Annotated in this window: 22 protein-coding genes; 10 read left to right on the top strand and 12 right to left on the bottom strand. The window is 36.5% G+C overall.

Going from position 1 to position 19146, the window contains the following annotated elements:
• The first annotated feature begins 57 nt into the window (after positions 1-57).
• The gene (locus tag EHQ31_RS12925) at positions 58-255 is read left to right on the top strand and encodes a hypothetical protein (protein WP_135573073.1); all 198 of its coding nucleotides are present in this window, start codon (positions 58-60) and stop codon (positions 253-255) included.
• Here the strand turns inward: EHQ31_RS12925 and EHQ31_RS12920 are convergent.
• Positions 252-1382, bottom strand: coding sequence for a hypothetical protein (locus EHQ31_RS12920; protein ID WP_135573075.1), 1131 nt, complete (start codon positions 1380-1382; stop codon positions 252-254). The genes EHQ31_RS12925 and EHQ31_RS12920 overlap by 4 nt on opposite strands.
• A complete protein-coding gene (locus EHQ31_RS12915; RefSeq protein ID WP_135573077.1) occupies positions 1379-1999 on the bottom strand; it encodes a hypothetical protein in 621 nt (206 codons plus the stop codon). The genes EHQ31_RS12920 and EHQ31_RS12915 overlap by 4 nt, the downstream gene beginning before the upstream one ends.
• 67 nt (positions 2000-2066) lie before the next feature.
• Between EHQ31_RS12915 and prfA the strand changes: the two genes are divergently transcribed.
• The 3 genes from prfA to EHQ31_RS12900 all read left to right on the top strand — a co-directional run bounded on the left by prfA (position 2067) and on the right by EHQ31_RS12900 (position 5490).
• Positions 2067-3128 (top strand): peptide chain release factor 1, encoded by a 1062-nt coding sequence (gene prfA, locus EHQ31_RS12910; RefSeq protein ID WP_135573079.1) that lies wholly within the window; start codon positions 2067-2069, stop codon positions 3126-3128.
• Positions 3129-3209: 81 nt separating this feature from the next.
• Entirely contained in the window at positions 3210-4901 is a 1692-nt protein-coding gene (locus tag EHQ31_RS12905; protein ID WP_135573081.1) for a S8 family serine peptidase, read from the top strand.
• A gap of 4 nt (positions 4902-4905) precedes the next feature.
• Complete coding sequence (locus tag EHQ31_RS12900; protein ID WP_244247377.1) at positions 4906-5490, top strand: hypothetical protein; 585 nt, start codon at positions 4906-4908, stop codon at positions 5488-5490.
• 24 nt (positions 5491-5514) lie between these two features.
• Here EHQ31_RS12900 and EHQ31_RS12895 read toward each other — a convergent pair whose 3' ends face one another.
• The 3 genes from EHQ31_RS12895 to EHQ31_RS12885 are packed head-to-tail and all read right to left on the bottom strand — an operon-like array spanning position 5515 to position 8090.
• Complete coding sequence (locus EHQ31_RS12895) at positions 5515-7125, bottom strand: ATP-binding protein (RefSeq protein WP_135573083.1); 1611 nt, start codon at positions 7123-7125, stop codon at positions 5515-5517.
• Entirely contained in the window at positions 7125-7727 is a 603-nt protein-coding gene (locus EHQ31_RS12890; RefSeq protein ID WP_135573085.1) for a chemotaxis protein CheX, read from the bottom strand. Before EHQ31_RS12890 ends, EHQ31_RS12895 begins: the two co-directional genes overlap by 1 nt.
• 3 nt (positions 7728-7730) lie before the next feature.
• Positions 7731-8090: a response regulator gene (locus EHQ31_RS12885; RefSeq protein ID WP_135573087.1), complete on the bottom strand. Its 360-nt coding sequence runs from the start codon at positions 8088-8090 to the stop codon at positions 7731-7733.
• An 84-nt stretch (positions 8091-8174) separates the two neighbouring features.
• On the opposite strand from EHQ31_RS12885, the gene EHQ31_RS12880 reads away from it, so the two are divergent.
• Positions 8175-8672 (top strand): MORN repeat-containing protein, encoded by a 498-nt coding sequence (locus EHQ31_RS12880; RefSeq protein ID WP_135573089.1) that lies wholly within the window; start codon positions 8175-8177, stop codon positions 8670-8672.
• Here the strand turns inward: EHQ31_RS12880 and metF are convergent.
• On the bottom strand, positions 8637-9524 hold the full coding sequence (metF, locus tag EHQ31_RS12875) for a methylenetetrahydrofolate reductase [NAD(P)H] (RefSeq protein ID WP_135573091.1): 888 nt from the start codon (positions 9522-9524) through the stop codon (positions 8637-8639). The two genes, EHQ31_RS12880 and metF, sit on opposite strands and share 36 nt — an antisense overlap.
• Before the next feature lie 12 nt (positions 9525-9536).
• On the bottom strand, positions 9537-10352 hold the full coding sequence (locus EHQ31_RS12870) for an SDR family NAD(P)-dependent oxidoreductase (RefSeq protein ID WP_135573093.1): 816 nt from the start codon (positions 10350-10352) through the stop codon (positions 9537-9539).
• A 71-nt stretch (positions 10353-10423) separates the two neighbouring features.
• On the opposite strand from EHQ31_RS12870, the gene EHQ31_RS12865 reads away from it, so the two are divergent.
• Together EHQ31_RS12865 and EHQ31_RS12860 are read left to right on the top strand one after the other, a co-directional pair.
• Complete coding sequence (locus EHQ31_RS12865) at positions 10424-11167, top strand: biotin--[acetyl-CoA-carboxylase] ligase (protein ID WP_244247376.1); 744 nt, start codon at positions 10424-10426, stop codon at positions 11165-11167.
• Positions 11168-11959, top strand: coding sequence for a type III pantothenate kinase (locus EHQ31_RS12860; RefSeq protein WP_135573097.1), 792 nt, complete (start codon positions 11168-11170; stop codon positions 11957-11959).
• On the opposite strand, the gene EHQ31_RS12855 is transcribed toward EHQ31_RS12860, so the two are convergent.
• The 4 genes from EHQ31_RS12855 to EHQ31_RS12840 form a co-directional block, all read right to left on the bottom strand.
• Entirely contained in the window at positions 11948-12475 is a 528-nt protein-coding gene (locus EHQ31_RS12855; RefSeq protein WP_135573099.1) for an SGNH/GDSL hydrolase family protein, read from the bottom strand. The two genes, EHQ31_RS12860 and EHQ31_RS12855, sit on opposite strands and share 12 nt — an antisense overlap.
• A gap of 119 nt (positions 12476-12594) precedes the next feature.
• Positions 12595-14031 carry an ArnT family glycosyltransferase gene (locus EHQ31_RS12850; protein WP_135573101.1) on the bottom strand — a complete coding sequence of 479 codons (1437 nt, stop codon included), beginning with the start codon at positions 14029-14031 and terminating at the stop codon, positions 12595-12597.
• Positions 14032-14038: 7 nt separating this feature from the next.
• Positions 14039-14377, bottom strand: a complete 339-nt coding sequence (locus tag EHQ31_RS12845; RefSeq protein ID WP_002975971.1) for an STAS domain-containing protein — start codon at positions 14375-14377, stop codon at positions 14039-14041.
• A gap of 55 nt (positions 14378-14432) precedes the next feature.
• Positions 14433-15050, bottom strand: coding sequence for a tyrosine-type recombinase/integrase (locus tag EHQ31_RS12840; protein ID WP_135573103.1), 618 nt, complete (start codon positions 15048-15050; stop codon positions 14433-14435).
• A 192-nt stretch (positions 15051-15242) separates the two neighbouring features.
• On the opposite strand from EHQ31_RS12840, the gene EHQ31_RS12835 reads away from it, so the two are divergent.
• The 3 genes from EHQ31_RS12835 to EHQ31_RS12825 are packed head-to-tail and all read left to right on the top strand — an operon-like array spanning position 15243 to position 17996.
• A complete protein-coding gene (locus tag EHQ31_RS12835) occupies positions 15243-16313 on the top strand; it encodes a toxic anion resistance protein (protein WP_135573105.1) in 1071 nt (356 codons plus the stop codon).
• A 1-nt stretch (position 16314) separates the two neighbouring features.
• Positions 16315-17184: a magnetosome magnetite crystal formation protein family gene (locus EHQ31_RS12830; RefSeq protein WP_135573107.1), complete on the top strand. Its 870-nt coding sequence runs from the start codon at positions 16315-16317 to the stop codon at positions 17182-17184.
• A complete protein-coding gene (locus tag EHQ31_RS12825) occupies positions 17184-17996 on the top strand; it encodes an inositol monophosphatase family protein (RefSeq protein ID WP_135573109.1) in 813 nt (270 codons plus the stop codon). Before EHQ31_RS12830 ends, EHQ31_RS12825 begins: the two co-directional genes overlap by 1 nt.
• On the opposite strand, the gene EHQ31_RS12820 is transcribed toward EHQ31_RS12825, so the two are convergent.
• Complete coding sequence (locus EHQ31_RS12820; protein ID WP_135573111.1) at positions 17977-19146, bottom strand: glycosyltransferase; 1170 nt, start codon at positions 19144-19146, stop codon at positions 17977-17979. The genes EHQ31_RS12825 and EHQ31_RS12820 overlap by 20 nt on opposite strands.

Genomic DNA, 19146 nt, shown 5'->3' with positions numbered 1-19146 from the left:
TTTAGAAATAAAATCGATTTGACAAGGCATACCTTTCCACAAAAAATTTTCAGAGTCATGGCACAGAAGTCCCTTCCTAAAAATGAGTTTTATGTAAAATGCCCTTTGTATTCTAAAGGACTCTCTATTTGTCCTAGTGCCAAGGATCGTTTACAAACTGAGGATTTGGAAAGGCTTACTTCTCATTGTATTACTGACTCTTATAAAGCTTGCGATATTTTTTCTGCTAAAAAAGAAAAAGAACAAGCAGCCTAACCGTCACTCAGCTTCCTTACTTTTTTAAAATACTCATAAATCATCCAATCTTCCGGAGAAAAATTTAGGTCATCTAAAACAAGTTCTCCTCTTTTGCTTTCATAAACAATTCTGTCACCAGCGACTCCCCACAATCTTTCTATAAAAAAAGGAAAATGTTCCTTCTTTCCAGAAACCTTCCATTTCATCGGTTGGTTGGGATCGTTTTGGTTAGTTGCAATGAATTCGTCTTTCCCTGTCAACCTCCATGAAAATGCTTCGCGAGTGACAATGGGAATACCTCGATTGATTGACGGAGTTTTCCCTTGGTGGTAAACAACTTCTTTTAAATAGAGGTCTCCAATTTTTCCGCCTACGATATAACCAGAAATTCCATTATTATAATAAAATCGTGGAAGTACAATATCCTTGGAAAGTAGAGTCACTCGTTTTGATTCCAAATGTAAATAGAATAAATTGTAAGCACCGCCTATTCCTGACCAAACCAGAAATTCATTTCCTATGGAAGTAATGTGGTAGTGTGTTTTTAATTTTGGGAAGGGCGTGGGAAAGAGATCTCCTGCGATGAATTTTTCTGGTTTGGAGTTTGTACCTGTTTTTTCAACGAAGAGTTGGTTTTCAAAAAAATATAATAATAAATCCCCAGAATTAGTGATCGCCATTCCTGTTTTGCAAGGAATATGTACAATCGATTCATGTTCCAAAGAGGAATCAGCAGTCGAATATCCAAATAAAGCACAACCTCCATATTGTTTTAATGGATATTGTACGGCCACATAATTTCCGTTAGCTGAGATTTGTATTGAATCGGGACGGAGTTTTAGTTCAATTGAATTTCGACTGTCATTGACTAGATCCTTAAAATAAAGGGTTTTATTTTCTGTCCAAACAATCTTCGTTCTATCTTCGGATAGAGCGAACAATCGAGGTTGATTTGGTTTGTTTTTGGAGAGTATTTCCGATGTTGATCGATTGGCTGAAAGCCTATCCTGTAAAAGGGCAAGTGCCTTTTCATATTTTTCTTTTGAGATTAAATCTTCAATTTCTGATACTAACGATTCATGTTTCGATTGGCAGGATAAAAAAAATAAAATACAAACAGAGGATAAAATAGAAAATAATTTCACTTAGACTCCAACATTTCTCGAATTTCTTCTGCGTGGATTTCTTTAGAAAAAAGTTCCATTGCTGTTTTGCCAACACGTTTTGTATCATAATAAGCAAATGTTCCAGTGACTACCGCACCACCAATTGGTATCCAACGAGCAAATTGTTTTCGAATTAGGGATTTTGAAATCATTAATCCTAATCTTTCTAACATGTTTTGAAACACTTTAACGGTTGTTGGGCGAATCAAAATTTTAAGCGAAGATTCTTCTATAATTTTTCGAAAAACATGTGCCCCGCCGTGTTTAAAAAGACAATAGAGTAATAATTCTTTGGTGACTTGAACTTCTTTTCCGTAGAGTGCGGCTATGTCCAAAATCAAATGCCCCTGAATGCGGTACATAAAAAGTAATTCTGGAAGGATACTTAGAATTCCTAGTGGGCCAGGTGGTAGGGAACAGGTGGCGCTAACCAGTCCCGATTTGAAAGATGCATTCTGAACCAATTCCTGGATTAAATTGTCGGGAGGTTGGATTGTGGGCGCATAAGGACTTCGATAGTCTTCTAATCCGGCAAATAGTTCGACCAGGCCTTCTAAAAAGCCTTCAGATTTGACCTGGGACGGCGTTTCGCTCACGTGTTTCTTAAATCCTCGTTAGATTTTGGTTTATCAAAAACAGGCATTCTATATCCTTTCCATAGACATGATAGATAGATTGAAAAAAATTCAAGAAAAATACCTGCGTATCGAGGATGAGCTGGCTAAAGCCACTGCATCCGATACTTTGAAGAATCTATCGAAAGAAAGATCTCGCCTAACGCCAGTATATACAAAAGCCGATGAATATTTAAAAATAACTAAAGATTGCCAGGATGCAAAAACACTTCTAGAATCGGAAAATGATCCAGACATGCATCTTATGTTGAAATCAGAGATTGAAGAAGGTGAAAAAAAGTTAGAAGAGTTAGCGAAAGAACTCGAAATTATGTTATTACCTCCAGATCCAAATTCTGGAAAAAGTATACTTGTCGAAATCCGTGCTGGAACTGGCGGGGAAGAGTCGGGGCTGTTTTGCGCCGATTTATTTCGCATGTATAATAAATATGCAGATAAACAAGGTATACGAACAGAGATCATTGACGCAAGTCCTACAGGAATAGGTGGATTCAAAGAAATCGTTTTCTCACTCGATGATGAAAGAGCATATGATTTATTTAAGTTTGAATCGGGCACACATCGGGTTCAGCGAATTCCTGAAACTGAATCGGGTGGACGTATTCATACATCAGCAGTCACTGTAGCAATTCTTCCTGAAGCTGAAGAAAAAGAAATAGAAATCAGAGAAAGTGATTTGCGAATTGACGTCTATCGCTCGTCAGGTGCCGGTGGACAGCACGTCAACACAACTGACTCAGCGGTTCGTATTACACATATTCCGACCGGTATTGTTGTAGCTTCCCAAGAAGAACGGTCTCAAATCAAAAACCGTGATAAAGCAATGCGCGTGTTACGTGCAAGGATTGTTGATCAAATGGCAGATGCTGCCAAACAAAGTGCCGATGCTTTAAAGAAAGCACAGGTTGGTTCAGGAGATCGTTCAGAGAGGATTCGCACTTATAATTTTCCTCAAGGGCGCTGCACAGACCATAGAATCGGTTTTACGAGTCATAATTTACCTGCCATTATGGAAGGTGATTTGGATGAATTAATTGATGCATTGGTTCAAGAAGATAGATCAAAACGATTGGCGGAAGCAAAAGCCTAAAAAAGAATTTATTTTTGAAAGGAATTCGGTTGATTCGAACCGTGTGAATGTTATAAGAAATAGGGCGGGAATTTTCATTAGATGAATCGACTGAAAACTTTAATTTCTCTGATTGCTTTTACAAGTCTCACCTTTGGCAATTGTAAACCCGTCAATAAGGATGAAAAAATCAGTGACCTCGTTTTATATTATCTTCTATTTTTAGCATTAGCCAATGGTTCTGAAGAGAATTGTTCGTTTTCTCCTAACTCCACAGATCCGCTTTATAATGACGAATGGCATCTAAATAATACCGGTCAATTTGGTGGTACTGTTGGAGAAGATGCAAATGTGAGTCCTGCTTGGAACCAAGACATTGCTGGGAACAGAGTAATTGTCAGTGTGGTAGATGATGGTTTGGATATTAAACATGAAGACTTAGTTCAGAATATTTCGGTGACGGCTCGCGGATTGAATCTTTTGAACGGAACTATATATCCAACTCATTCCTATTCCAATAGTTTTCATGGTACTGCAGTCGGAGGTGTGATTGCAGCGAGAGGTGGAAATAGTTTAGGTGTTCGTGGGGCGGCTCCTTGTTCCAAGTTAGTTGGTGTCAACATTCTTGAAAAATCAACTATCTATACTTCCGATGAATATCGAGCAATGGTCAATGAATCTGCTAGAGTTTCTATATCTAATAATAGTTGGGGTTCTCCCGATAACTATGGATGGCTTTGGCCTTCAAGTTCACTTTGGCAACAAGGTGTAAACGAAGGAATCGGCAAAGGTAAATCAGGAAAGGGAACTGTTTATGTATGGGCAGCAGGAAATGGTGCTTTTAGAAATACAATTGCTTCTCCGCTGCTTTTCGATAATGCAAATTATGATGGTCAGGCCAATTATTACGGAGTGATGGCCATTGGTGGTATCGGTCAAAATGGAAAAAAGGCAGCCTATTCAGAGTCAGGTGCAAATTTATGGGTGGTTGCCCATACACAAGGGAATAATGTCACTACATATACGACTGCTATTTCTACAACAGATGCGACAGGTGCCAACGGATTAAATGTCGGCGGTAGTTCAGGAGATTATTCCTTCGGTAATTATACTAAAAAATTCAATGGAACATCATCTGCAACACCGTTAGCTGCTGGTGTAATTGCATTATTGATAGGAAAGTTTCCCGAATTGACTTGGCGCGATGTACGCGAGTTAGTTGCCTATAGCGCAAGGAAAAATGATGCGAGTGATACTGACTGGACTCTTAATTCTGCCGGATTAAATATCAATCATAAGTATGGATTCGGTGCCATCGATGCAGTAAATTTGTTAACAAAAGCAAATACATGGACACCCATTTCCGCAGGACTTACAATTTATAATGCCCCAGCTTTATCGCCAAACTCCTCTATACCTGATAACGATCTTGTGACAGGTGTCACTGTCAATTATAACGTCAGTAGTTCCATTAGTTATATTGAATATGTTGATGTAGAATTTACATCAAATCATACTTATTTCCCAGAACTTCAAGTTGAAATTACCTCTCCTGGTGGAACGAAAAGTGTCCTTTCCGAACCACATTACTGTGTCAATCCGTATAACAATTCTACTTGTTCATCTGGTAACACATCAATTGCTTCCATGACAGGTTCTTCGACCTATCGATTTGGTGTTGCTAGACATTTGGGAGAAAATCCGAATGGAACTTGGGTACTCAAGGTATATGATGCTAGCGCTACTGACACTGGACAAGTTAATACAGTTCAATTACGAATTTATGGAAGGTAATTTTATGATTCCTAGTTTACGATTGGATTTATCATTTCGTTTCACATTATTGACTTTTGTCACAATAGTTTGTTTTACTTCCTTAAGCGCAGATCCAAAGGAACCACCTAGTTCCATCACCTTTAAAGAAGGTGGTGTTACCAAAACTTTTTATTTAAACCCGAACGTTGTCGCTGAATATGTTGATATAAAAGATATTTCAAACAATCAGCAGAAGAATCAAGGTAAACAAGGGTTTAAATCTGGATGGAACATACGCCCACCTGGAAAAGTATTAATTCCGAAATCTGGTAAATCAGCCATTCCCTTGAAAGTAACGGAAGTTTATTCAACAGGTGTCGGAATGGGTCCGAATATAGTTTTGCCAGGCATTATTATTATTTCTTTTTCGACTGACCAATCGCAAACTTCTTTGGATAAAATCGCAAACAAATATGAAATCCAAATTCTTCATCAGTTGTCTCCTCGTTTAGTAAGTTTTCAAACAGAACCAGGTTATTTGTCTATTCAAAAGGCGAATGATATACTTGCCGAACCGAATGTATTGGAAGCTTATCCAGATATTGCTTTGGAAAAAAGTTTAAAATGATTTTCGCATAACTAAAAAAGATACCTACATCGCCAAATAAAAATACATTAGTTTCAGAATCTCATGTTTTCTCACTGGTTTAGGAAGATAAGATGTAATTCCTGCCAAAAAACTTTTGCTAATATCCTCTTTCTGTACGTTGGCAGAAATCGCTATGATGGGAATTGAGTCACTTGCCCTGATTTGATTAGCTACTTCGATCTTTCTTATTTCCCTTGTCGCTTCTAATCCATCCATTTCTGGCATTTGCATATCCATCAAAATGATATCAAATTTTTGTGATTTATATTTAGTTACGGCATCCTTTCCATTATACGCAATGCTGATATTGATTGGATATTTGCGAAAAAATGTTTTGATAATAAATATATTTTCTTCGGAGTCTTCTGCGAGTAAGATATTACAATTAGGGAAATTTTCAGGTTCTGGAAGTTCTAAATTAAGCCAATGTTTGTGTATATCTGAGTTTCGTTTGATAAAACCTTCGTAAGGAATTTCAAAATAAAATTTAGATCCAATTCCTACATGGCTAATCACTGAAATTTCGCCTCCCATTAACTGGATTAACTTTTTTGTAATCGTTAATCCAAGACCAGTCCCACCGTATTTCCTAGTAGTGGAACTATCAACCTGGGTAAAACTTTCAAATATAGAATTTAATTTTTCAGGTGGAATACCTATTCCTGTGTCCTCAACTGCGATGATTAAATTCTTTTTGTTTTCAGCTAACGATGTGGTAACGAATATACTTCCTCTTTCCGTAAATTTCATCGCATTACTTAGTAAATTGATAAGAACTTGTTGTACTCTGGTTGAATCACCTGCTATACTTTCGGATATTTCTTCATCTACGTTGAATTTTATATCAATGCCTTTTGTCTGAGCTTTCATATAAAACATGGAAACAGTGTCTTTCATCAAGTCCCGAATAGAAAAATGGATATGTTCCATTTCCAATTTTCCTGATTCAATTCGAGATAAATCGAGAATATCATTAATTATATTAAATAATGCCTTACCTGAATTTCGGAGAACCGTTAAATACTCTTTTTGTTCTTCTGTTAACTCTGTTTCATTTAAGGTGTCTGTCATTCCGAGAATTGCGTTTAATGGAGTACGAATTTCATGACTCATAGATGCTAAAAAATCGGTTTTAGCTTGCGATGCCTTCTGCGCTTCGATTTCCCTTTGGTTGGCCAAATTAATTTTTTCTCGCAAAAGTTTTTCGCGAACCACTTGTTGCGAAACATCAGAGATTTGAATCATACAAAATGAATCGGTTTCTTCTTCGATGGAAATCGGAATGATATGTAAATATTGGTAAATGCGATTTCCTATTTCTCGATTCTTTTCATTATCATAGAGGGGAAACGGAAATGGATTTAATGTATGAGTTAAAATGGAATATTGTGAAAACTCTAAACAAAGTTTGATAGATTTGAAAGTTCGTGTGTTTATTAATTCAGGGAAAATATCTAAGAATGAGGAATTTACTAAGTCTTTTTCTTTGAATCCTGAACTTTTAATAAACCAACTATTTGTTAAAACGATATTAAGATTTTTATCTAGAATTAAAATTCCTATTCCAGATTTCTTTATAATCGTTAGTAAGTGCTTTTCACTAAGGGAATTCACTACTTCAACTTTTCAATCAGTACTCTAGAAAGATTTTTAATACTATCGAAATTAAGAACGAAAAATATATAACCTTTAATATCTTTACCGCTCAATTTATAATCAATAAAAACTAACAAAATGGAATTGTCTGTTTTGGATTTACGTTTGAGTAGTAATTCTTCATATTTCCCTGCAAAGAATTCTGGAATATGGGTTTCAATTTTGTAATCAGACATTTTTGCTAAATTTGACAAAATTGCATTTAAAATAATGTTACCGATTTCGCTTAACGCATCTTTTTCAAATTGTGAAACTTCATTTAGAGCTACATAATCCTTCATCATCATTTTGACGATTTCTAAACTTGCACTTTTATGGAATAAAAGAAAAGCAGAACCATCTCCTATTCCACCAACAAACTTTTGTTCAATGGTACAGACATCTTGGTTTGCTAGATATTCTATATTTTTTGCTTCTTCTGTTGTGATTAAATTTAAACTGGGTACTGTGAGTAAGATTTCATCGGAGATCATTTCACTCATTAATTTTGCTGCACCACCCAAACTAATATTGAATAGCTCACATAACGAATCTCGTTCTATTTCAGTTAGAAAATTCATATTTTAATCCAAGTGGGGAATTATTTTCTCGGCGGTAACTGGTTTTTCAACAAAATCAATGCCAATTGTTTTGGCTCGATTTTTTATCGCATCTTGAATGTTTGCAGTAATCAAAACCACTTTTGTATTTTTGTAATTCTTTTTAAGGTCTTCAGCCAAATCGAGTCCAGATAAGTTTCCAGGCATATTTTGATCCAATGTGAAAAAATCGATGTCTTGATGGTCCGATAAAAGTGTTTTGGCATCATCGGCTGAACTTGCTTCCAAAATATCCCATTCTGGATATTTATCCAAAATAATTTTCCTGATCATTAATCGAGTTACTGTGCTATCGTCTACGATTAGTGCTTTTTTTTGTGACATATGTATTGCCTTAATTCCGAACTAGTGTATATATGAGATTGCACCTAATAATTGACGGAAAAAAAAACATCTCCCCAGCCATATATGCGAACCAAATACTATATATTATTATTTTTTTGCCTTTTTTGTCTCTGTAAGTCGAATCAAAAAATTTGCGAAGGCGAAAATTGCAGGAATGGAAAATTCCTAGTTTCCTATGAAAATGGCGATCGATTTGAAGGAGAATTTTTCGAAGATATCAAACATGGCAAAGGTGTTTATTATTATTCTAATGGTGATGTTTTTGAAGGAGAATATCAATTCGGATATAAAGAAGGTGCTGGTGTCTATCGTTATGCAAATGGAGACAAATACATTGGATCTTATTCCAAAGGAAAACGCCAAGGTTTTGGGAAGTATCTGTTTTCTGATGGATTGATTTTAGAGGGACATTGGGAAAATAATCATCTCCAAGGAAATGCAAAGATTGTGAATGCAAAAAGAAGTTTGGTGTTAGAGGGAAATTGGAAAGATAGTCGGTGGATGGGAATTACACCGACCAATCCATCAATGAATGCTATCGAAATTTCGAATCCCGAGTGACTCATATATTTTTCGAGTCGCCTTAGATTTGTTAAGTGTATACATGTGAATTCCTGCAATTTTGTGATCTAACAAATCTCTAACTTGTTCCGTTGCCCAATGAATACCAACATTTTCCGCATAAACATCGTCTTCTGCACGTGTTAGAGATTTTAATAATTTTGCAGGAAAATTTGTTCCAAGAGATAATTCTGCCATTCTTGCCATTCCTTTTCTGGAAGTAACTGGCATAATTCCAGCAATGATAGGAACTTTGATACCTGCAATTTCACATCGCTCAACAAAATCATAAAAGTGATTATTGTTAAAAAACATTTGTGTACAAATGTAATCAGCACCTTGGTCAACTTTCCACTTCAAATATTCAATTTCTTTTAAACGATTTGGTGTGGATGGATGTCCTTCGGGAAATCCGGCAACGCCAATCCCCATTTGTGGAAATTCTTTTTTGATGAATCCAACTAATTCGCCGGCAAATGCAAATCCGTTTTCTGTTTTTTGGAAATCGTTTTGTCCTTTCGGAGGATCACCACGAAGTGCCATAATATTGTGAATTCCACTTTTTTCATAACGTTTCAGAATTTCTCGGATCTCTTCTTTAGTAGAACCAACACAGGTAAGATGGCTAACAATAGTTAGTCCCGTTTCCTCTTGGAGTTTAACTACTAGGTCATGTGTTAGATCCCTCGTAGATCCGCCTGCCCCATAAGTTACACTTACATAGGCAGGATTCATTTGGGATAATTCTTGTATGTTTCGGAACAAATCTTCGGAGGCTTCCTGGTTTTTTGGAGGAAAAAATTCGAAGCTGATCGTAGTTTGTTTTTTGCCGAGAACCTGAGAAATATGCATAAAACCTATCCTTTAAACAGGAATATTTTTCTCAAGCCCCTTGTTTGCCATGAGCCAACCTTTTGATGCTTTTGTTTTCACTGCCAACCAGAGCGCAAATTTTGGAAACAAGGCAGGAAGGATTACGATCGAGGCTCGCAAATAGGATGGCACCAATACTTCGCCAGGATTTTTTTTAATGGCAGAGATAATGGCTTCGGCGACTTGATATGGTTCGATCACAGGAGTAAAAATAGAGGGTTTTACGCCGTCGATCATTCTGGTATTTACCATTGTTGGACAAATCCAGCTAACACCGATTTGTGATTCATAAAGTTCCATTTTTAGGGCTTGGGAAAATCCTACCATAGCATGTTTTGTTGCAGAATAAGTTACAGTTCCTTCTGTTCCAAATTTACCAGCAATACTTGCTAAATTGATGATGGCAGCTTCCTTTTGTTCACGTAGGATTGGCAAGGACAGGTAAACCAACTTCATTGGTCCTGCCACATTAATTTGAATGGCTTTGTTCCAAACAGAAAAATCTTTACCTTCATAGTAACCGCTTGGGGCAATTCCAGCGTTATTAATTAAAATTTGAAAAGTCAGTTTTTTCTTTTGAATTTGTTTAATGAGAGATTCGATTTCTGACTCTTTAGAAAGATCACAAGCGTATCCATAGAATTTTCTTCCCAGCGATTCCACTTTGTTTTGAATCTCTTTTAATAGGGGTAATTTTACATCAACACCGATGATATCATTTCCTTCTTTTGCCAATCGTTCTGCCGTTAAAGCGCCGATTCCCATTCCGCAGCCAGTGATAAGTATTGTATTTCCCGATAGTTTCATATATTCAATCTAATGCTTTTTTTACTTTCGTCAATCCGAATCAAGCGAGAAATAGACACATGGAATATAGATTGTTAAAGTCGGAATTGGGTCACAAACTTCCGACTGTTACTTCAACCAATGAATGGATTCGAGATGTTTCCATTCCATTTGGTTCGTGGGTGATTGCAGAAGAACAAACTGCAGGCAAGGGTCGTGGACAAAATGTTTGGCAATCGTTAGGCGAAGATCCACTGATTTTTTCTGGAAAAATCCGGATTTCGGCTGCTGAAATTTCTCTTCCGTTGTTATCGATTTTTGTTTCCTCTGCCGTCCTAAAAACAATCTTCCATTTTTTTCCTGAACGAGAGGAAGATACAACAGTCAAGTGGCCCAATGACATTTATCGTGGTGACAAAAAAGTGGCTGGGATTTTGGTTCAGTCCGATTTTACAAACGGCATTTTCGAAGTAGTGATTGGAATTGGGCTTAATTTTTTTGGGAAAACTGTTCCAGAAGTTTTGAAAGATAAGGCTACTTTTTTATGTGATACGTCTTTGGAAGAGGGAGTTTTAGAACGTTTTGCAAATCTATTGGTTTTATACATCAACCAATCCGTCATTGCTCTTTTAGACCAAGGACAGATCTTAAAAGATTTAGTGTGGATTGAGGATCATTCCTTATTAAAACACAAAGTGATTGAAACCGAATGGCAATCGAGAATGGTTCGGGGACGTGTTTTGGGAATTGATGAATTAGGATTCCTTCTCATTATGACCGAAACCGGTGAAAAGATTGAACTCATGGATACTTCACCTAAATTTCGGATGATATAAATGTCAGAATCACCTTTATTATTAGTTATCGATGTAGGAAATACAAACACTGTCTTTGGAGTGTTCCGTGAAGGAGAAGAAACTCCTGACTTTCACAAAAGAACTGTGACAAGAAGAGACCGAACCTCTGATGAGTTAGGCCTTTTTTTAAAAGGTTTTTTGACCCAAGAAAATGTAAAAGCAGACCGCGTAAAAACAGCCATCTACTCAAGTGTTGTACCTTCCTTAAATCCAATCGTGGAACGAATGTTAGAAGATTGGTTCAGTGTCAATCCACTTCGTGTTCACTACCAAATGAAACTTAATTTTGGAATTAGTTATCCTAGACCTTTTGAAATTGGGGCAGATCGTTTGGTCAATGCTGCTTATTGTGCCAAAAATTACCCAGGAAAAAAAGCGATTCTCGTGGACTTGGGAACGGCAACTACTTTCTGCGTAATCAGTGAAAAACCTGAATATGTAGGAGGAGTCATTGCACCAGGGCTAAAAATTTCTATGGATGCTTTAACAAGGAACACAGCACAACTTCCACCCATCGTTTTTGGATCTCCTAAGAGAGTGTTAGGCGATTCAACAGTTGAGTCAATTCAGGCTGGTTTTTTCTTTGGTTGGATTGGTTTATTAAAAGAAATTGTAAGAGCCATTAAAGAGGAACATCCTGGTGATTACGTTGTGGTGGGAACCGGTGGCCTTGTCACTACCATCCACGCTTCGCATAACCAAGTGTTTGACGAAATTGATCCGATGATGACTTTAAAAGGATTAAAAATTTTGGCGGATTTAAATTCCTAAGATTTTTTTCTTATACGCCTCTCCCATAAGTTCATATCCAATTTGGTTTGGGTGAATGGGATCGGAAACAGGGTATAAGGGAACTTCCCCAGTGTAGGACTCAAAAATAGATTCCATTTCAACATAGTCTAAATTGGGTCTATTTTCTTTCAATTTACGTATGGTTTCGTTATTAGTTCGGATCGTTTCTCGAATGGAGGCCATATTCGTTAAAGGAATTGTAGTTAGTATGACTTGGGAAATTTGTGAAGATTCCAAAAACTGTATGAGCTCCGAGTTTCTAGACTCAAATCCACTGGTTCCATAAACCATTGCATCATTAGTTCCCAATTCAATGAGCCAAAGATCGGTAGGAATTTCATTTAAGCGGCTTTTGTTTTGTAACCAATCTTCAATTGTGTATCCAGCCACCGAGATATCGGTTACTTTATAACCTTGCGGAAGTTTGGTTTTTAGCCCGAATCCATCAGACCATTGTCCCAAAGAATCCCCAACAATTGTTATGCGACGTTCCATTGGAACTCCAGAGAGTAGAGTTAAATATTGATTTGTAGGTTGTTTTGAATGATAACATCCAATCAAAAAAAATAAGAATATGTTAAAGATTTGAAATTTTTTTTTAAGAACTAAGATGTTCATTTTTTTGTATAAACAATGGTTTTATAATGTAACCAATGGTTGCCCGGAACAGGTATTTCCCATTCTTCCCGATTCCACGAAGACTCTTTTAGATATTCGCTAATTACATGATTGATGAGTTGGTCATCATAAAATACAAAACTATCTCGAGATTTGATCGTTTTGATATACGCTTCAGAAGGAATATCCAATTCGCCTGGAATAAATTCTAAGAGATGCAAATCAGGTCGGTTTTTTCGTAATTGGAAGTAGGGATCAGGTAATGCTTGTAAATAAACAGATTTTGAATGAGACAAACTCATTTCTAAATGTTGGAAATGTGATTCTAAAATTCTTTTGGAATCAGTTTGAAACCAATGAATATGATTTATATATAATAAGGACGAAAGTGATAATAAAATCCCTACGAATGCTAACTTAGAACTTGAACCAGCTGAGTCGTAGAGTAAAGCCATCCCGAAAGCTAGCGGGAATAGAATATGGAAAACATACCATCCTTCAGATGAGGTGTATAAAGCAAGTAGGACGGAAAGAATCCAAATCCAAAACAGTATCCATTTTTGATTCAGTTTTCCAAATGTTTTAAATAACTTATAGGAAAGATAAGTGAGTGCAGAGAGTTCGAATGCGATAAGAATCAATCGTAATTTGGGAAATCCGAATCCAAAGGAAAATACTTTAAGTTTGTCGATTAAAGTGAAAGTTTCTAAAAGATTTCTTTTGCGAGTAATTTGAGCGCCAAATTGGATTTCAAACCATTCCCAATTAGGATGGATATAATACATCCAACAAACTATAGGAAGAACTCCCCCAAGAATTAACCAAGGAAGGGTTTTATAACCAAAGTTTCTCCATACTAAAAAAAGTGTGACTAACCCAAAAGATGCACCAATTGGATGAGATAAAAAAGAGAATGATAGTGTAACACCTGCTAAAAAGACATAAAAGTGTTTTGTTTTATTTTTGTTAGTTGCAAACAACAAACTCAGGATAAAGAAAAAAGCAGTTAAACCTTCCATTCTCGCGGCAGTTCCAAAACGAAAAAGAAGTGGTTCCCAGAGGATACTAGCAAATGCAATTTGACTTGCCCATTGAGAGATCGATTCCCTTCTCAGTAACCAATAAAAACCTAAAGCGGTAAGATATACGATGGTTACATTAGCAATACGAACGGTCGTTAGGGTTTCAGGAAAAATCGTTAACGTAAACCCCGAAAAAAGGAAATATAAAGGTGGCATCCATAAAGTTTTGGATTCCATTCCGGGGATGAGTCCATTCAAAACTTCGGTTTGTAAATGTCCGTTCTTTGCAAAAGACAATGACGGGGAAAAAAAGAGTACTTCGTCAGGCCAGACAACCGGGAATACGTCCAAGTTCATCCAAACCTGGAAGAAAAAGAGGGTGGAAATGATTAAAAACGAGGCGTAAGCCACGTGGATTTTATTTAGAAAGGGAATTAACGGCTTCTTGTTCCGTCTCAAAAACTTCAAACAAGTCCAAAAGCTCCACTACATCAAAAACCTTTTTCACAGGTGGTGTGATGCAACAGAGTTTTAACTTTCTGCCTTGTTTGTCTAACTCCCGAACCATCCCTACAAAGATGCGAATACCAGAGGAAGAAATATAAGAGATAAGCTCTAGGTTGATGATGATATCTCCCTCGCCGTTTTGCACATCGTCAGCCAACTTGGCCTCCACTTCATCCGAATGGGTAATGTCCAAACGACCGTTAAGGTGAACGAGTGTGTGCTTTCCGATTTTTTTGGTCTTAATTTCCAAAGCGAGCCTACTTGGAGACTAGAATCTCTGAAAACACCAAAGGTTCAAGAAATTTTTAAGCTGCTTGGTTTTTGTTTCGATTAAAAAGTCGCGGATCTGTTCGTTCTTCGACAGGAATGTGCAATAATATTCTTTGTCTGGTAGAACGAGTCGATCTATGTCCCAAAAACTCCTGAATTTCCCAAACAGGAAATCCCTTTTTGAAAAGGTCCAAAGCAATCACATCACGGAGAAAGGGTATGTGGATCTCTTTTGAGATCAAGTTACTTGCATTCTTTAGAATTTTCTGAATGGTCCTTGACCTTAACTTTCCATAGCGGCCAGGAAAAAGATAATCGCTCGGGGAGAATTCAGAGGAGTATCGATACAGTTCCAAAGCCAAGTTAGGTTCTATAAAAATTTTCCTTCTGCGCAAACGACCACCGTTCTTTAATTTGAAGAGGTTACGCTCAGAATTGAAATCAGATATTTTGAGGTGGATGATTTCTGGAAGGGAAAGTCCCGTACACACTAGAAACTTAATGATTAAGTAGTGCAGGTAGTTTCGATCACGGAGCCGGAACAATAGAGTTCTGACTTCAGACTGGTCAATCAATTGGTTATCAAGAGTCATGACATCAACAGTCAATACTTGAGGGAGAAGGGCCGGTAATTTTAAATTATTATTTAGCATAAATTTTTCTCGAAGGAATGTAACAGGTATATCAATCTATGCAATCAATTTGTCACCAAACCGCAGTTTTGGATCAAAAATTCCGAAGAAATAAATTTACTTGTTCATGTTTTTGCACCTTCCCATTTTCTGCTTGATTCATATTCTAAAAACGATCCTATCATTGGGAGAAACGAAAAAGGAAAGAAACGAATGGACTCTTTGGAACTGAAAACGAATGACCCGGAACTTCAACTTACAAAGGAAGATTTACAAAAAGTTGAGGAACTAACTGGACAAATAAAACTCAATCATCCGAACGATGTTATCTCTTACGGTTCCTCCGCGCAAGCGAAGGTTTCTGAATTTGCGGACAAAGTTCTTTCAGAAATCAAAACCAAAGATTCAGGTTATGCCGGCGAACTTCTAAACAACCTATTGTTCAAAATCAAAGACTTAAATTTGGATAGTTTCGCTGGAGAAGGGAACACTTTGTCCAAAATTCCTTTGATTGGTGGTCTTTTTGATGCCTCAAGGAAATTCTTGGCAAAATTTGAAGACTTACAATCACAGGTTGAAAAAATCGTGGATGAGTTACATACCGCACGTACCAACTTGACAAAAGACATAACATTATTACAGGCGTTATATGAGAAAAACTTGGAATATTTTAAGGAAATCCAAGTGTATATTGCAGCCGGCGATCAGAAAGTGAAAGAGTTAAGAGACAAAATCTTGCCAGAAATGTTGGAAAAAGCCAAAGCGCAGGGAGATACCTTAGCCTCCCAACAATACCAAGACATGGTGCAAATGGTGGACCGATTTGAAAAAAAAATCCACGATTTGAAACTCACTCGAATCCTTTCTCTTCAGACCGGTCCCCAGATTCGCCTAATACAGAATGGCAACCAAGTTTTGGTAGAAAAAATCCAAAGTTCAATTCTCAACACAATTCCTCTTTGGAAAAACCAAATCGTCATCGCATTAGGTTTGTTACGCCAGAGAAAGGCTTTAGAAGCACAAAAAGAAGTTTCTAAAACCACTAACGATTTAATCCAAAAGAATGCGGAAATGCTAAAAACAGGAACTGTGGAAATTGCTAAAGAATCTGAAAAAGGTATTATTGAAATTGAGACCTTAAAAACCGTAAACAGGCAGTTAATTGAAACGATTACAGAAACTTTGAAAATTCAAGAGGAAGGTCGTCAAAAACGAAAATCTGCAGAACAAGAAATGATTAAAATCGAATCAGATATCAAACAAAAACTATTGGAATCAAAATAGAATGACTGAAGTGCAATTGGAACAAAATCAAGAAGAAAAGAAGTGGGCAAGGCGTGCCCACCTCTCTACAATCCTAACTTATCCGATGGCTTTATTGCCTTTTCCATTTTTCATTTCTTCACTTGGCGCAATGGTTTATCCATTTGTGATGTGGCTTTCTCGAAATAAATCTTCTTACTCCGCAAAACAATCGTTAGAGGCAATGTATTTGCAAGCATTGTTGTCTCTTGGTTTTTTTGGATTTGGAGCTAAGTTTGGCGATGATCGAGTTTTACTTGTTTTTTCTTACGTATTTATGGCATTTTTACATGTTATTTTTTTAGGTATTGCTATATATCGAACCACTATAGGGAAAGAACATCATTATCCATTTAGTTTTTTTCCTTTTCTTTTTTCTGCTAACAAAACAAAGGAAAACTGGAATGAACTAAAGAAAAAATTTGAAGATAAAGTCGAGTTTACTGAATACAAAACACAAATGGATAAATTGGATGGATTTCGAGCTCAAACAGAAAAAGAATCCAAATCTTTATCAGATTCATCATTACAAAGTCTGTGTAGCGAATATTTACATTCCTTATCGGATTTGCGTGTTCGACTTGCGGAAGATCCTTTATCTTATCGCAAAGCGAAACAATTTTTAAATTATTTTCCAGAGACTGTTTCCAAAATTTTAAATCAGTACAATAAAGTTAGTTTGGAAGGTAATTCCCCGGAATCAGAAAAAAGAAAAACGGAATTGAATTCTTTACTTAGTGAAGTAATTAAAACAACAGAACAGGTAAGAAATAAATTAAAGGCTGATGAAACCCTAAATTTAGATGTTGAGATCACTGCGATGAAGAAAAACATCGAATTTGGTGGGTATTAATGCAATCTGAGTTACTGGATAGGTCTTACCATTTTTTAAATTTTCTTCCAACTGTTGCCGAATTCCTGATTCAAAAACACAAAGAATCTGGACTGAAGGTAGATGAAAAAGGTTTGTACAATCTCGTTACAGAAGCAGATTTAAAAGCTGAGTCTATGATTTTGGATGAAATCCAAAAGAATTATCCAGCCGATGGGATTCTTTCGGAAGAACGTGGAAAGTTAGAAGGTAATTCAGGATACACTTGGGTTGTGGATCCATTGGATGGTACAACCAACTATACACATGGTCTTCCTCTCTATGGTATCTCTGTTGGTGTTGTAGAAACCGAAACTATGACTCCACTTCTGGGAATGGTTTTTTTTCCAGAACTTAATACTTATTATCATGCAATCAAAGGGCAAGGGGCTTTCCGCGAAAAAACTCCTATCCAAGTTTCCAAAACTGGTTCTCTAAAAGATTCACTGTTTGTCACAGGATTTCCTTATGATAGGAATTTATCTTTAGAAACACTAATGCAGTATTATAAATCCATTTTGCAAAAATCGCGTGGCATCAGACGAACAGGTGCTGCAACTCTCGATTTATGTTGGTTAGCGGAAGGAAAGTTTGAAGGTTATTATGAACTTGGATTAAAACCTTGGGACATGGCTGCGGCAGGTTTGATAGTGTTGGAAGCAAATGGAAAAATCACATCAATGGATGGGAATGACTTTTCTATTTTGACTCCGAGTTTACTTGCCACAAATGGCCTTGTGCATGAATATCTACTGGCAGAATTTGAAGGGCAAATCAACCGAGTAGTATATTAACCAATTGATTTAGTTTTTTTCGGATCACTTCTTTAGTAAAGTTTGCCAAAACATACTGACGACCATTCTGACCCAATCTAGTGGTGATATTATGATTTTCTAATAAAAAATCTAAGGTTCGTTGGAATGAAAGTGCATCTGAATAATATAGGCCACCTTGACTTCTTAGACAATGTCCACGCATTACCGAAGATTTTGCATTCACTAATACAGCCTTTTCCTGAATCCAAGCTTCCATAATAGAAATGGAAAAACTTTCATAAGCTGATGGATTGAGCAAAAGAAATGAATTTTGAACTTCAGAGATTTTATCTTCTTCACTTACAAAGCCCGTAAAAAAAATCAAGGGATTCTTTGGAGTTTCCATCGAAGCAACTGATCCCAAACATTTCATAGTAACATCGGTTCGATGAGAATATAAATTCCAAATCTGAAAGTATTCAAATAGTTCAGGAAAACCTTTTGCTGGTTCTATCCTACCAATTGTAATTAGATGCTTCGCATTACTATTGCTAGTATTTGTATTTTTGAAAGTATCGTTAATATAAGTACCAATTAAAAAATAGGATTGGACCTTCTGTTTTGTGTTCGCTTCATAAACAGCCATCTCTTCTGGTGCATTAAAACTATATACATATTTGTTTGAATAAGTCTTTTTAAATATAGGAAGACGGAAAGGTGGTTCATCATGAAATGTTGGCACAATGACAAACGGAATTTTTAAATTGGGAATACTTGCCACTACAGGGTAATATAGATAACCAATTAGAATCACAAGATCAAAGAGTTTTTGTTCCTTTGTCACATAATCAACTAGGTCAGGACAATATGGCCCTTGTTCTTTTAAGAAATCAAATTGTTCTTTTTCAGAGACGGAATCACCTTTTTCTAAACATTGATTTAAGAGACGATTCATCTTATCCATGTTGCGAGTTTGTTTCACTGGAAATCGAATCATACGAATTTGATTTTCAATGTGTTGGCCTTTAGGAAATTCATTTTTCCAACTCACATAATCTTTTGCACATGATGTACAAACTGTAACTTCGTTAGATTCCGATAAAATGGATGCATAGTCATAAGCTAGTTTTTCAGCTCCGCCGGATGCATTTTGCAGAAATCGTGCAGTGATGATGAGAATTTTTGCCAT

Source organism: Leptospira montravelensis, assembly GCF_004770045.1.
Classification (GTDB): domain Bacteria; phylum Spirochaetota; class Leptospiria; order Leptospirales; family Leptospiraceae; genus Leptospira_A; species Leptospira_A montravelensis.
The sequence above is the reverse complement of the archived record's forward strand: the minus strand, read 5'-3'. Positions and strand labels throughout refer to the sequence as shown.

Bases quoted from the DNA above. Each gene is read 5' to 3' on its own strand.
- EHQ31_RS12925 (WP_135573073.1), top strand. From the start codon at position 58: ATGGCACAGAAGTCCCTTCCTAAAAATGAGTTTTATGTAAAATGCCCT.
- prfA (WP_135573079.1), top strand. From the start codon at position 2,067: ATGATAGATAGATTGAAAAAAATTCAAGAAAAATACCTGCGTATCGAG.
- EHQ31_RS12905 (WP_135573081.1), top strand. From the start codon at position 3,210: ATGAATCGACTGAAAACTTTAATTTCTCTGATTGCTTTTACAAGTCTC.
- EHQ31_RS12900 (WP_244247377.1), top strand. From the start codon at position 4,906: ATGATTCCTAGTTTACGATTGGATTTATCATTTCGTTTCACATTATTG.
- EHQ31_RS12890 (WP_135573085.1), bottom strand. From the start codon at position 7,727: ATGAATTTTCTAACTGAAATAGAACGAGATTCGTTATGTGAGCTATTC.
- EHQ31_RS12885 (WP_135573087.1), bottom strand. From the start codon at position 8,090: ATGTCACAAAAAAAAGCACTAATCGTAGACGATAGCACAGTAACTCGA.
- EHQ31_RS12880 (WP_135573089.1), top strand. From the start codon at position 8,175: ATGCGAACCAAATACTATATATTATTATTTTTTTGCCTTTTTTGTCTC.
- metF (WP_135573091.1), bottom strand. From the start codon at position 9,524: ATGCATATTTCTCAGGTTCTCGGCAAAAAACAAACTACGATCAGCTTC.
- EHQ31_RS12870 (WP_135573093.1), bottom strand. From the start codon at position 10,352: ATGAAACTATCGGGAAATACAATACTTATCACTGGCTGCGGAATGGGA.
- EHQ31_RS12860 (WP_135573097.1), top strand. From the start codon at position 11,168: ATGTCAGAATCACCTTTATTATTAGTTATCGATGTAGGAAATACAAAC.
- EHQ31_RS12855 (WP_135573099.1), bottom strand. From the start codon at position 12,475: ATGGAACGTCGCATAACAATTGTTGGGGATTCTTTGGGACAATGGTCT.
- EHQ31_RS12840 (WP_135573103.1), bottom strand. From the start codon at position 15,050: ATGCTAAATAATAATTTAAAATTACCGGCCCTTCTCCCTCAAGTATTG.
- EHQ31_RS12835 (WP_135573105.1), top strand. From the start codon at position 15,243: ATGGACTCTTTGGAACTGAAAACGAATGACCCGGAACTTCAACTTACA.
- EHQ31_RS12830 (WP_135573107.1), top strand. From the start codon at position 16,315: ATGACTGAAGTGCAATTGGAACAAAATCAAGAAGAAAAGAAGTGGGCA.
- EHQ31_RS12825 (WP_135573109.1), top strand. From the start codon at position 17,184: ATGCAATCTGAGTTACTGGATAGGTCTTACCATTTTTTAAATTTTCTT.
- EHQ31_RS12820 (WP_135573111.1), bottom strand. From the start codon at position 19,146: ATGGCAAAAATTCTCATCATCACTGCACGATTTCTGCAAAATGCATCC.